The organism is Peribacillus sp. YIM B13481, assembly GCF_042787985.1.
Classification (GTDB): Bacteria; Bacillota; Bacilli; order Bacillales; family DSM-1321; genus Peribacillus; species Peribacillus simplex_A.
The window spans coordinates 81,860-94,856 of the sequence record NZ_JBHZPE010000008.1 but is presented as its reverse complement, the minus strand read 5'-3'; the positions used below and the strand labels follow the sequence as shown (position 1 = coordinate 94,856).

11 protein-coding genes and 1 pseudogene are annotated in these 12,997 nt (G+C 42.4%); 8 read left to right on the top strand and 4 right to left on the bottom strand.

Annotated elements, in window-relative coordinates:
* Positions 1–90 precede the first annotated feature (90 nt).
* Positions 91–1,629 carry a solute symporter family protein gene (locus ACFX4X_RS07745; protein WP_377382773.1) on the bottom strand — a complete coding sequence of 513 codons (1,539 nt, stop codon included), beginning with the start codon at positions 1,627–1,629 and terminating at the stop codon, positions 91–93.
* A gap of 13 nt (positions 1,630–1,642) precedes the next feature.
* Positions 1,643–1,981 (bottom strand): DUF485 domain-containing protein, encoded by a 339-nt coding sequence (locus ACFX4X_RS07740; protein WP_284469133.1) that lies wholly within the window; start codon positions 1,979–1,981, stop codon positions 1,643–1,645.
* Positions 1,982–2,240: 259 nt separating this feature from the next.
* On the opposite strand from ACFX4X_RS07740, the gene ACFX4X_RS07735 reads away from it, so the two are divergent.
* The 8 genes and pseudogenes from ACFX4X_RS07735 to ACFX4X_RS07700 all read left to right on the top strand — a co-directional run.
* The gene (locus ACFX4X_RS07735) at positions 2,241–3,215 is read left to right on the top strand and encodes an efflux RND transporter periplasmic adaptor subunit (protein ID WP_377382771.1); all 975 of its coding nucleotides are present in this window, start codon (positions 2,241–2,243) and stop codon (positions 3,213–3,215) included.
* A 1-nt stretch (position 3,216) separates the two neighbouring features.
* Entirely contained in the window at positions 3,217–3,957 is a 741-nt protein-coding gene (locus ACFX4X_RS07730) for an ABC transporter ATP-binding protein (protein WP_284469135.1), read from the top strand.
* Positions 3,884–5,074, top strand: a complete 1,191-nt coding sequence (locus ACFX4X_RS07725; protein ID WP_377382769.1) for an ABC transporter permease — start codon at positions 3,884–3,886, stop codon at positions 5,072–5,074. The genes ACFX4X_RS07730 and ACFX4X_RS07725 overlap by 74 nt, the downstream gene beginning before the upstream one ends.
* A 108-nt stretch (positions 5,075–5,182) precedes the next feature.
* Positions 5,183–5,854 carry a response regulator transcription factor gene (locus tag ACFX4X_RS07720; RefSeq protein WP_284469136.1) on the top strand — a complete coding sequence of 224 codons (672 nt, stop codon included), beginning with the start codon at positions 5,183–5,185 and terminating at the stop codon, positions 5,852–5,854.
* Positions 5,855–5,864: 10 nt separating this feature from the next.
* Complete coding sequence (locus ACFX4X_RS07715) at positions 5,865–7,103, top strand: sensor histidine kinase (protein ID WP_377382767.1); 1,239 nt, start codon at positions 5,865–5,867, stop codon at positions 7,101–7,103.
* Between the two features lie 379 nt (positions 7,104–7,482).
* Positions 7,483–8,667, top strand: a complete 1,185-nt coding sequence (locus ACFX4X_RS07710) for a NupC/NupG family nucleoside CNT transporter (RefSeq protein WP_089363735.1) — start codon at positions 7,483–7,485, stop codon at positions 8,665–8,667.
* A gap of 187 nt (positions 8,668–8,854) precedes the next feature.
* Complete coding sequence (gene msrB / locus ACFX4X_RS07705) at positions 8,855–9,814, top strand: peptide-methionine (R)-S-oxide reductase MsrB (RefSeq protein WP_284469139.1); 960 nt, start codon at positions 8,855–8,857, stop codon at positions 9,812–9,814.
* 144 nt (positions 9,815–9,958) lie between these two features.
* Positions 9,959–10,199: pseudogene (locus tag ACFX4X_RS07700) on the top strand (STAS domain-containing protein); the annotation flags it as partial.
* A 63-nt stretch (positions 10,200–10,262) separates the two neighbouring features.
* Here ACFX4X_RS07700 and ACFX4X_RS07695 read toward each other — a convergent pair.
* Together ACFX4X_RS07695 and ACFX4X_RS07690 are read right to left on the bottom strand one after the other, a co-directional pair.
* The gene (locus ACFX4X_RS07695) at positions 10,263–11,915 is read right to left on the bottom strand and encodes a glutamine--tRNA ligase/YqeY domain fusion protein (protein WP_377382765.1); all 1,653 of its coding nucleotides are present in this window, start codon (positions 11,913–11,915) and stop codon (positions 10,263–10,265) included.
* A gap of 334 nt (positions 11,916–12,249) precedes the next feature.
* On the bottom strand, positions 12,250–12,990 hold the full coding sequence (locus tag ACFX4X_RS07690; RefSeq protein ID WP_284469141.1) for an amino acid ABC transporter ATP-binding protein: 741 nt from the start codon (positions 12,988–12,990) through the stop codon (positions 12,250–12,252).
* Positions 12,991–12,997: the final 7 nt, after the last annotated feature.

Genomic DNA, 12,997 nt, shown 5'->3' with positions numbered 1-12,997 from the left:
TGAAGATTTTCAACTTAAATAAAAGAGAAAGGAGAACAGGTGAATACCTTGATCTCCTTTCTCTTTTTAATATTTAATATTGAAGCCAGCTTATAAAGGGTCTTTCATTCCAGTGTTAGCTGTAACCAATATTTCATCGTATTTTTTGGCATCAGCTTTCTTGCTTGACAGCAGTGTTCCGACGATGGCTGCGATAAAACCAATTGGGATGGAGACTATGCCTGGATTGGCAAGTGGGAATAATGGCTCCCCTACGAATATTGCGGCTCCCTCTACCGGCGACCAGACATTGGGACTTAGGAAAACAAGTAATAAAGAACTGACCAGCCCCACTATCATACCCGTGACAGCCCCAGCTGTGTTAAAACGTTTCCAGAATACCGTGAAGATAATGATTGGCAGATTGGCACTAGCAGCGACGGCAAAGGCAAGTGACACAAGGAAAGCGACATTCATGTTTTGGGCAAATAAAGCAAGGATGATGGAGAGGATGGATACTCCGATCGATGCCCAACGAGCTGCAACGACCTGTTCTTTGTCAGTAGCCTGACCTTTTCGGATGATGTGGCCATAAAAGTCATGGGCAAAAGCAGAGGCTGCAGATAAAACGAGACCTGCTACAACCGCTAAAATGGTAGCGAAAGCAACTGCAGACACAAAGGCGAACAGGAAGTCACCTCCAATGGCTTCGGCAAGCAGCGGGGCAGCCATATTGCCGGCGGCATTCGCGGCTACGATTTTGTCGTATCCAACAAAAGCTGCTGCTCCAAAGCCAAGGAAAATGGTCATTATATAAAAGATGCCAATGATCCAAGTGGCATATACTACGGACTTACGGGCTGTGATGGCGTCTTTTACCGTAAAGAAACGGATGAGAATGTGAGGAAGTCCAGCAGTACCGAGTACAAGCGCTAAATTAAGGGATAAAGTATCCAATGGATCCTTGAATTTGTTACCCGGGTTGAGGAAATCGCCGCCTAAAGGGGTGGCTGTTTTCATTTGCTTGAACATCTCGATCACGCTAAAGTCGAATTTCGCCAACACGATAATAGAGATGATGAATGTACCTGCCATCAATAAAATCGCCTTTACGATTTGGACCCAACTGGTGGCCGTCATACCGCCGAATACGACGTAGACGGTCATTAAAATACCTACAATGATGACGGAGTATAGATAATCAATTCCAAGTAAGAGTTTTATAAGGGCACCTGCACCGACTAGTTGGGCAATCATATAAAAGGTTGAAATGGAAATGGTGTTAAGGGCAGCGACCCCGCGTACTTTCTTTTCATTGAAACGGGCAGCGATCATGTCCGCCAGTGTATACTTACCAAGGTTCCGGAGCGGTTCGGCCACGATATAAAGAACGACCAGATAAGCAACCAGAAAACCTATACTATAGAAAAAGCCATCAAATCCAGAGAGTGCGACCATCCCAGCTATTCCTAAAAAAGAGGCGGCGGACATATAATCACCCGCAATGGCCCAGCCATTCTGCCAGCCAGTCAGGCTGCTGTCCGCCGTATAAAAGTCCGCGGTCGTTTTGGTGCGCCGTGAAGCAAAATAGGTAATGACTAATGTAAGCCCGACAATGATTAAAAATAATATGAAAGCAAGTATATTCATTGTAAATTCACCTTTATCCTTTCGCTTCTTTAACGATTTTTTCAACTAATTGGTCAAAAGCCGCAGCTTTTTTGGAATAGAGGATGCATAAGGTCCAGGTCATGATAAATTGAGCGAAGGCAAAAACCCAGGCCCAACTGATAGCCCCGAAGGCATAAGAGTTAAGAACTTTAGAATAGGAAGTCAGTATGGGTAAGGTGAAATAAAAGACCATGAAAAAGATGGATAGTGGGACGATGAAATTGCGTTTTTTCCTTAGGAGCTCTTGAAAAGATTGTGATTGGACGATCTTGGTGTAGTCCGTGGAAGCGCTTACCTCGGTTTTCTTAGCTATTGAATCGTTTGATGCCAAGTTGGTTCCCCCTTCATTGAATATTATTTTGGTTTTGATTACCAATTTTTCTGATAACAGTATCAGTATATATTTTTCAGAATATATTGTAAATTTAAAACCTTGAAATAAACCTTTTTTCGTTCGACATAGTGTAATTATTAATGAGAGTAAAGGCTGACATAAATGTACGACCATCAAATCAAATCCGACCATTAAGGAAAAGTTAAGCTTCCTTCACGATACTGGTTTCAACGAAGGAAATATGAAAGGGGAAAATATGAAAAAGTGGATAATGATAGGTGCGATTTTAGTGGTGGTCATTGGGGGATGCGTTGGGTTTTTCATGAAGGACAATGCTGAGCCTGTTGTTGCAAAGTCGGTGCCTGCTAAAGTTGAAAAGGGTGATCTTAAAGTTAAAATAAGTGGTTCAGGATCGGTCGCTGCAACCAATAGTAAGGACCTAACTTCCTCGGTTACGGGTGAAGTGGATGAAGTCCTTGTAGAGAAGAATGAATTGGTTGAGAAAGGTGATGAACTTATTACCTTCTCGGATGGAAGTGACCCGATAACAGCCCCATTCGATGGTACAGTGACAAAATTGGATGTAGAAGAAGGGGATCGTGTATCAAGCAGTGAAGTGGTGGCACATGTTACGGATTATAAAAAATTGAAAACTACAGTCAGTGTTGATGAAATGGATGTTCCAAGTGTTAAAAAAGGACAAACAGTTGAAATAAAAGCAAGTGCTTTCGAAGATAAAACGTTCACTGGGGAAGTGACCAGTGTAGCAAAGGAAGGTACATATGAGAATGGAGTTTCTTCATTCGATGTCACTATCAAAATTGACAAACCTGGCGACCTGAAAATTGGGATGTCTACTGAAGTGAGCATTGTGACGAATAGTGTAAAAGATGTTTTATACGTTCCGATTGAGGCAGTCCAAAAGGACGGTGAAGAGAAATATGTGAATATACAACAATCCGGTTCCGCTGAAGGGGCTACAAGTACAAAGGCAACGGTTGAAACTGGGATCAGTAACGATAGGTATATCGAAATAACATCGGGTCTTGAAGAGGGCCAGTTTGTCTCCTTGCCCATAACCATCTCAAATGAAAATTCGACAGGCAGCGGCTTCGGTGGAATGAATGGAGGCCAAGATGGCGAAATACGAATGCAGGGTGGCAGCGGAATGCCGAGCGGAGGCGGGATGCCAAACGGTGGCGGAATGCCAAGCGGCGGGGGAGGTCAGTAATATGGCGAACCCCATCATAAAAATCAGGGACATGTCTAAATCGTATGAATTAGGCGGAGATACGGTTAAGGCACTTCAAAATGTATGCCTTACAATCAATAAAGGAGATTTCATTTCTATCATCGGACCTTCTGGATCGGGGAAATCGACGTTCATGAATATGATTGGCTGTCTTGACAAGCCTGATACAGGTGAATTTCTTCTTGATGGAAAAGAAGTGGAAAAGATGAAGGATAATGAGTTAGCTGCCATTCGTAACATTAAAATAGGATTTATCTTTCAAAACTTCAATCTGTTGGCAAAACTGACAGCGTTGGAGAATGTGGAACTTCCCCTGGTTTATAGAGGGTCAAGTGTGAAGGAAAGAAGAGAAGTGGCCAATGCGTGCCTTGATATGGTGGGCCTGAGTGACCGGAAGAATCACTTGCCAACTCAACTTTCGGGTGGGCAGCAGCAAAGGGTTGCAATTGCTAGGGCGCTTGCAGGCAACCCTCCCGTTTTATTGGCGGATGAGCCGACAGGGGCTCTTGATAGTAAAACAAGTAAAGAAGTGCTGCAAATGCTGAAAGATTTAAACGAAAAGGGACAAACAATCATTCTTATAACGCATGACTTGGATGTGGCAAAAGGAGCAACTCGTGTCGTACGGATACAGGATGGTCAGCTATTTGAAAACGGAGGTGATTGGATTGAACCTGGGCGAATCAATGAAGATGGCTATACGCAGTATCAAATCCAATAAAGTCCGTGCATTTTTAACCATGCTCGGGATCATTATTGGAGTTGCCTCTGTAATCGTTCTGGTTTCGATTGGGCAGGGTTCCTCACAGTCCGTTCAGGACGAGATCAATAGCTTGGGAACGAACCTGTTAACGGTAAGTGTCACGGATACCGACTCCGTGAAGCTGACGGATGACACAATTGAACAGTTTAAAGATCTGGACGGGATATCGGAAGTTGCACCTGTGGTCACCGGACGCGTTTATGCTAAAAACGGAAAAGCTTCGACACAGGTCTCAATGGTCGGTACAACTTCATCCTACTTAACAGTGAGGGATCTAAAGCTTAATCAAGGTCGTTTTTTGACGGATATGGAAACGGAATTACGCTCTAAGGTGGTTGTCTTGGGGTCAGATACAGCCGACGCGCTTTTTGAAAATCAAAAAGCGGTGGACCAAAGCGTTCTTATCGGGGGTGTTTCCTATCGAGTGATCGGTGTTTTGAAATCAGCAGGCACCTCAATGGGATCGAGCGGGGATGATGTAATCATTGCACCGATCACTGCTGCAGAACGGGCTACAGGCAGCACGACAATCGGAACGGTATATTTAAAAGCGGAGAACGAGAATATCTTAGATAGGGCGATGTACCGGGTACAAGGTACGATGACCACATCATTTCCAGGTCAGAGTGATAACTATTCGGTGTCCAATCAAGAAGATCTGATGGATACAATGAGCTCTGTGTCGGATACGTTCACTCTCATGCTTGGCGGTATTGCGAGTATTTCGTTACTTGTAGGCGGAATTGGAATTATGAATATCATGCTGGTCTCCGTCTCAGAAAGGACGAAGGAAATCGGGATTAGAAAGGCAATTGGGGCAAATCGAAAATCCATTCTTCTTCAGTTTTTAATTGAAGCGATGGTCTTGAGCTGCTTAGGGGGACTGTTGGGAATTGGAATTGGATTGGGGATCGCGAAATCGGTTTCAGTTTTTTCAAGTTTAACGATTAGTTATTCATGGTCGGTGACACTGTTCGCCTTCTTATTCTCCATTTTAATCGGTATAATCTTTGGTGTTTTCCCTGCCAATAAGGCATCCAAATTAAATCCAATCCAAGCACTGCGTCACGAATGAACATACAATTTGAGAGAAAGCCGGCGATTAAAAGCCCGCTTTCTTTTGCCTATGAAAAAGGATAAAATCAACATATATCATAATTGAAATGGTTAGGAGGCACCCTGGATGAAGGTTTTGGTGGTAGAAGATAATGTTTCATTATTAGAATCGATCAGGCAAATCCTGACTGATGAATATGAAGTAGATACAGCGGATAATGGGGAAGATGGACTATTCATGGCTCTGCAAAGTATCTACGATATCATCATTTTGGATGTAATGCTTCCGGGAATTGATGGATTTGGAATCGTACGGAAAATCAGGGAAGCAAAGATAGATACAAGCGTCTTGTTTTTGACGGCAAAAGATGCGCTTGAGGACCGTGTCAGAGGCTTGGAGATGGGTGGCGATGATTATTTGGTCAAGCCATTTCAGGCACCGGAACTTAAGGCCAGGATTCGTGCCCTGCTTCGAAGGAGTGGCATTATATCGCTTGCGCAGCATGTGAAATACCGTGGAATTGAACTGTTGGAAAAAGAAAAGGATATTTTGGTTGATGGAAAGATCATTAAAATGACCTTGAAGCAGTTTGAATTACTGGAGTATCTAATTCAAAATAATGGGAAAATATTGACCCGTGAGCAGATTTTTGACCGCATTTGGGGATTTGATTCAGATACGACGATTGCCATTGTTGAAGTGTACATCCATCATTTAAGAAAAAAGTTGGAACCTTTCAATTATCATAAGGATATTCAAACGGTTCGGGGTATTGGTTATATGCTAAAACAACCATAAGGGGATCATTATGTTCCAAAAAACACGGCTTCAACTAACATTATTGAATTCTATCGTCTTTATTGTATTAATAGCCATATTAAGCAGAACGATTTATTTCTATACGGAAGATCAGATCTATAGGGATGTCAATGATTCACTTGAAAAGGATCACAGGGATTTCAATAATGGGGGCATGCCAGGCGGACGTCCGCAAGGTGAGTTTCTATTAGGTCCGGGGCCAAGCGTCATCGTTTGGGGACCGGATGATACGATTATTGAGCCAAGACTGAGCGAAGACAATTTCTTTAAGGTTAATGAATCGAAATTTTATCCTAAAAGATTTGATGAGATTGAAGAAATATCTGTAAATGGACCGACGTATCGTGCGCTTTCCACCAAGGTCAATACGGAATATGGAGAGATGACCGTACAATTCATCAGGAATGTGGATACAGAAAAAGAAATGCTCGATCGCTTGCTGCTCATATTGTTTGTTGGTGGGGGAATTGGAAGTTTGGTGGCGGTCGGCGCAGGCTATCTTCTTGCAGGACGGGCCCTTATACCAGTCAAGAAATCCTGGGAACAGCAGCAGCAGTTCGTCTCGGATGCTTCGCATGAAATTCGAACGCCACTTGCTGTCATTCAATCGCGGGCTGATTTGCTATTTCAATCACCGAACGCGACAATCGAGGAAAAAGCCGTTGATATATCCATCATTTCGAAAGAAGTCCGACGATTGAATAAGCTTGTTAACGGACTTTTGACCTTGACTAGAACGGATTCGAATCAAATAGAGGTTAAGAAATCGAACTTTTTCCTTGATGACTTACTTATGGACATAGTTGAACAGTATACTGATATAGCTTCTTTTCAAGAAAAATCAATAATTAGCCATGCCCCCGAACAGGTGGTGTTTCATGGGGATAAAGAGAGAATTCATCAGCTATTGGTGATTTTGGTGGATAATGCCATGAAGTTCACGGAGGAAGGCGGGGAGATTTCCCTTTCCTGCATCAAGAATGCTTCATCCATCATTCTTTCTGTAGAGGATAATGGAGAAGGCATCCCACAGGAAGAAATCCCCTTGATTTTTAACCGTTTTTATCAAGTGGAGCAATCCCGTTCAGCAAATGAAGGCTCCGGTTTAGGCCTATCTATTGCCCAATGGATTGTTAACACACATCAAGGGACGATCAAGGTTACTAGTGAACAAAATGAACGAACCCGTTTTGAAATCACTTTTCCGAGAAATCAAAAGAAAAGTTAATTATGCCATCCAATCGCTTGACCATTCATGGGTTCGTTGCCGCTGCCGTTCACATACATCATTTAATGTCCAAAAAAACTGAAGTCTAAAAAGCAATCCTCATAGAAACATGTTTCAAGGCAAGCTATGGGATACTATAAGAGAAGGTTCCTTTTCAAGGGAATCTTCTTTTTATTTCAGGAAAAACCCATTATTGTAATCAATTGTTATTTTAAAAAGTGAGATAACAATTGCACTTGAAAAAATATTAGTTTAATATAAACTTCTAGAGAGGTACGTACAAGTATTTTGGATAAAAGAGAAAACGTTTGCATAAAATTTTTGAGGGTACCCTACTAATAATGCACGATCATTAAATTCACCTTAGTGGAGGCAGAATATGAAATTTCTGATAGCAATTTTAGGACTGCTTATTGTTTTTGGACTAGCTATTTTAGTGAGTAGTGACCGCAAGAAAGTTAAAATTAAACCGATCATACTGATGGTGATCATTCAGCTTATTTTAACTTATTTATTATTAAATACGAAGTTCGGTTTAGTGATCATCAATTCGATTGCCAATGGTTTCGGAAAACTTTTGGAATGGGCAAATGAAGGGGTCACCTTTGTATTTGGCGGGATTGTAAACGAAGGAGCATCACCCTTCTTTTTAAATGTCCTTCTACCTATCGTATTCATCTCAGCATTAATCGGGATTTTACAGCACTTCAAGATCCTTCCCTTCATCATGAAGTGGATTGGATTCCTGCTGAGTAAGGTGAATGGAATGGGTAAATTGGAATCTTACAATGCTGTCGCATCAGCAATAGTCGGCCAATCCGAGGTTTTCATCACCTTGAAAAAACAACTCGGTGCCATTCCTCCATCACGCATGTATACGCTTTGTGCGTCAGCCATGTCAACCGTATCGATGTCGATAGTCGGTGCTTATATGACCATGATTGAACCAAAGTATGTTGTGACGGCTATTGTTATTAACATGTTTGGTGGATTTATCATTGCATCCATTATTAACCCTTATACGGTAACGGATGAAGATGATATTCTCCCAGTTGAAGTAGGCGCAGAGAAGCAGTCTTTCTTCGAAATGCTTGGGGAATATATCATGGATGGATTTAAGGTTGCTATCACTGTTGCAGCGATGTTAATTGGTTTCGTGGCATTAATTGCAGGAATCAACAGCTTATTCGATATGATCCTCGGCATCAGCTTCCAAGAAATCCTGGGGTATATCTTTGCACCGTTTGCCTTTATCATGGGTGTACCGATTTCAGAAACCGTTACTGCAGGCGGAATCATGGCGACGAAGCTAGTGACGAATGAATTCGTTGCCATGCTGAGCTTAGGAGATGCATCATCGGCATTGAGCGATAGGACGATAGGGATCGTTTCGGTTTTCTTGGTTTCATTCGCTAATTTTTCATCTATTGGAATCATTGCTGGTGCGGTCAAAGGCCTGCATGAAAAACAGGGAAATGTTGTGGCTCGTTTCGGCTTGAAGCTGCTATACGGTGCGACTCTTGTCAGCATCCTTTCAGCGATCATCGTAAGTGTAATACTTTAAGAAACCATAATGTTCAGTTTAATGATATGCAAGTGGATATAACATAAGAGGTACTTGGGTTTACTCCTAAGTGCCTCTTTTTTATCTGTTCAGCAAAGATAAAGAAATCTATTGTTTTGAATTTGAAGGTATTTGGCTTGCTGGTATATAATACATGAAATCACTAGCCATGAAAGGGGAGTTGAGGATGACGATGAATGAGAAAGAAACAGCTATCTTTGCAGGAGGCTGTTTTTGGTGCATGGTTGCTCCCTTTGATGAAATGGATGGAATCATTAGCGTGACATCGGGTTATACGGGCGGTAGTTTTACCGCGCCTAGTTACAAACAAGTGATTACCGGTTCGACTGATCATGTTGAAGCGGTTCAAGTGGAATTCGATCCATCAATCATTTCCTATAAAGCGTTATTAGAGATATTTTGGCACCAAATCGATCCAACGGATGACGGTGGCCAGTTCTCGGATAGGGGAGAGCAATACAAGGCAGCCATTTTCTATCTTAATGAACGTCAGAAACAGGAAGCAGAGCAATCCAAGGAAGCTTTAATGATGAGCGGACGGTTTAAGAAACCTATCGTTACGGGTATTTTACCCTCGGGGAAATTTTACGCAGCAGAGGAATACCATCAAGAATTCCATCGAAAAAATCAATTTCGCTATGCATTGTATCGTAAGGGCTCGGGACGGGATGCTTTCATTAAGGAAAATTGGCCTAAGGATAATGCGCGTCTTAGGAAGACCTTAACCGAGCGTCAGTTCCATGTAACCCAGGAAAATGGCACGGAGCCTCCTTTCGATAATGCTTATTGGGATCACTTTGAAGAAGGCATTTATGTGGATGTCGTTTCTGGGGAGCCCCTATTCAGTTCACGTGATAAGTATGATAGCGGTTGTGGGTGGCCGAGTTTCAAGAAGCCTATCATGTCGGCAAGTGTCAATGAAAAAATGGATCTCAGCCACCGAATGACCCGGACCGAGGTGCGCAGCAGGGACGCCGATTCGCACCTTGGACATGTTTTTCCTGATGGCCCCAATCCTAAAGGCACGAGATATTGCATAAACTCTGCGGCCCTTCGATTCATTCCTAGAAATGAAATGGAGAGAGAGGGATATGCAGACTTATTATTACTTTTTAAAATGAACTAACTAGTTGTAGGGGAACACAGCTGGATAAAGTGGATGAAAATTTATATCGATGCATCCTTGATAACTCTTCTAAGTTGGATCCATCTATTCAGCAGATTCCAATGTGGAAATTGAGAAGCTTCTAGGGGACAGAATGCATTGACTATCAAGAACTTATTCATCAATTTATCGGGAGTTTCCCTTTTAGACACGATGGTTGCCCATCAGATTTTTCAATTGATAAGTACCCTGCCTGTTGGGCATTGAATCGACCATTTCCGGTATTCGTCCTGATGTAGCCCAGACATCGATTCAGTTAGGACTTGATTTTAGTCAAGTTTCGACACATAGTACTCTTAAACAGGCCCTTTCCAAGCAAGGCATCAAACTTTACGAGAGAAAATGATATAAGGGTGCAGAGAATGAAAAGAACCAGATCCCGCTAGGAATCTGGTTCTTTTTATTGACTCTATAACTTGAAGGAACTTTTCAAACCAACAATTTGGTTGAAGACCAATTGGCCGGGCGAAGTGAGTTTTGAATCAACATTGTAATACCCATGCCTGAAGAATTGGAATTTATCCTGAGGCTTAACATCTTTCATGTTAGGCTCGACAAAGCCTTGTAAAATTTCTACGGAATCAGGGTTTACCCGCTCCAAGAATGATTTTTCTTCTTCATCTGCATTTTCCTTATCCAATATTAAAGGCTGATAGTTTCGGAATTCTGCTGAAACGGCCTGTGTAGCTTCGACCCAGTGCAATGTACCTTTTACTTTACGGCCAGTGAAGCCAGATCCGCTTTTCGTTTCAATGTCGTATGTGCAGCGAAGCTCAATGACGTTACCGTCTTCGTCTTTTATCACTTCTTCACATTTAATGAAATAAGCATGTTTTAAACGGACTTCATTGCCCGGGAAAAGACGGAAATACTTTTTCGGCGGGTTTTCCATGAAATCGTCCTGTTCGATATATATTTCACGTGAAAATGGGATTTGCCGTGTGCCCATTTCCGGAACTTCCGGATTGACCTCAGCATCAAGCCATTCAATCTCACCTTCCGGGTAGTTGGTGATGACCACTTTAAGCGGGTTTAGAATAGCCATGGTTCGCGGAGCCTTCAGCTTTAAGTCTTCCCTCACGAAATGATCGAGCATTTGAGAGTCTACAACACCGCTTGTTTTTGCGACACCTATCTCTTGGCAAAATGCACGAATCGCTTCGGGTGTATACCCGCGTCTTCTTAATCCCGAAACGGTAGGCATCCGTGGGTCGTCCCAGCCGTCCACGAAGCTCTCATCCACGAGCTGCTTCAGTTTTCGCTTGCTCATTACTGTATTAGTCAGGTTAAGACGGCCAAATTCATATTGTTTTGGTTTGCTGTCCATTTCACAATTTTCAACGATCCAGTCATAAAGGGGGCGTTGATCTTCGAACTCAAGCGTACAAATGGAGTGGGTGACTCCCTCGATAGCATCTTCAATAGGGTGGGCAAAGGCATACATCGGATAGATGCACCATTTGTTGCCGGTATTATGGTGTTCGGTATGGGAGATACGGTATATAACGGGATCGCGCAGGTTAATGTTAGGTGAGCTCATATCGATTTTTGCACGCAATACTTTTGCACCGTTCCCGAATTCGCCGCTGCGCATCTTTTCAAATAGTTCAAGGTTTTCCTCTACGGTTCTATTGCGGTAGGGGCTATCTTTCCCTGGCTCGGTCAGCGTTCCGCGATATTCACGGATTTGGTCGGCATTAAGGTCGTCCACATATGCCAGTCCTTTATTGATGAGCAGCACAGCTCTCTTATACATTTCATCAAAATAGTCGGAAGCGAAGAAAAGGTTATCCCAGTCGTAGCCGAGCCATTTTACATCTTCCTTAATGGAGTTGACATACTCGATATCTTCTTTCAATGGATTCGTATCATCGAAACGAAGGTTTGTTTTCCCATTGAAATCATCAGCCACCCCAAAATTCAAAATAATTGATTTGGCGTGCCCGATATGTAAATATCCATTAGGCTCAGGAGGGAAGCGGGTGATGACATGATCATGGTTTCCGGACTCTAGATCATCTTTTATAATATTTTTAATAAAATTCGAAGAGTTATTTTCCAACTGAATTCGACCTCTTTCATTTATATACTTCTTTTAATTTTACCTGTATATATACCATAAATACAGATATTTTTCCATGTTCGAGCCGGAATCAGGGTTTTGGGATATGTTCTGAAACAATTCATCAAGTATATATTTTGTACAGTCAGATTGAAAATATCCCTGAAATTTCAATCATATAAATGAAGAACTAGCTAACTGGCAAATAAAGAAAAAATGAACGGGTTTTACATGCAAAATAAGCAATACAGGAATTCACGCCTGTACTGCTTATAATGATGTCCGGGCTCAAGGCCGGATTATCGGCAGTGAAGGACGAATTCTTCCCGCCAAATCAAAAGACTGTCGTTTGCAGGAATTCTTTTGTACGCTCTTCTTTTGGATTGGTGAAGAATTCTTTTGGCGGGCCGCTTTCGACAACCCGTCCATTATGCATGAAGACAATCCAATCCCCAACTTCACGTGCAAAGCTCATTTCATGTGTAACGACTACCATTGTCATTCCTTCCAAGGCAAGTTCCTTCATCGTAGCAAGAACCTCCCCGACAAGTTCGGGATCCAGAGCGGAGGTGGGCTCATCAAAGAGCAGGATATCAGGTTTCATGGCAAGGGCGCGGGCTATGGCAACACGCTGTTTCTGACCACCTGAGAGCTTGCTTGGATAAACATCCGCTTTATCTGATAAACCGACTTTGGCAAGCAATGCTTTTGCATCTTCAATAGCCTGGGCCTTAGGGATCTTTTTGACGTGAGTCGGTGCTTCGATGACATTTTCAAGTACGGTCATATGCGGGAAGAGATAGAAGTGCTGAAAAACCATTCCGACTTTCTCGCGGATTTTATTAATATCATGTGTACCAGGTTTGATTTCCGTTCCTTCAATAAGGATTTGCCCGCTGTCCTTTTTCTCCAAATAATTCAAGCAGCGGAGAAGTGTGCTTTTTCCGGAACCGCTTGGTCCGATCAGACAGACAACATCGCTATCCAACACCTTCATATCGATATCTTTGAGTACATGTAGGTTTCCATAAGATTTATTTAAATTCCTAATGCGAATCATTTCTTTTTGTTCCATTTCAATT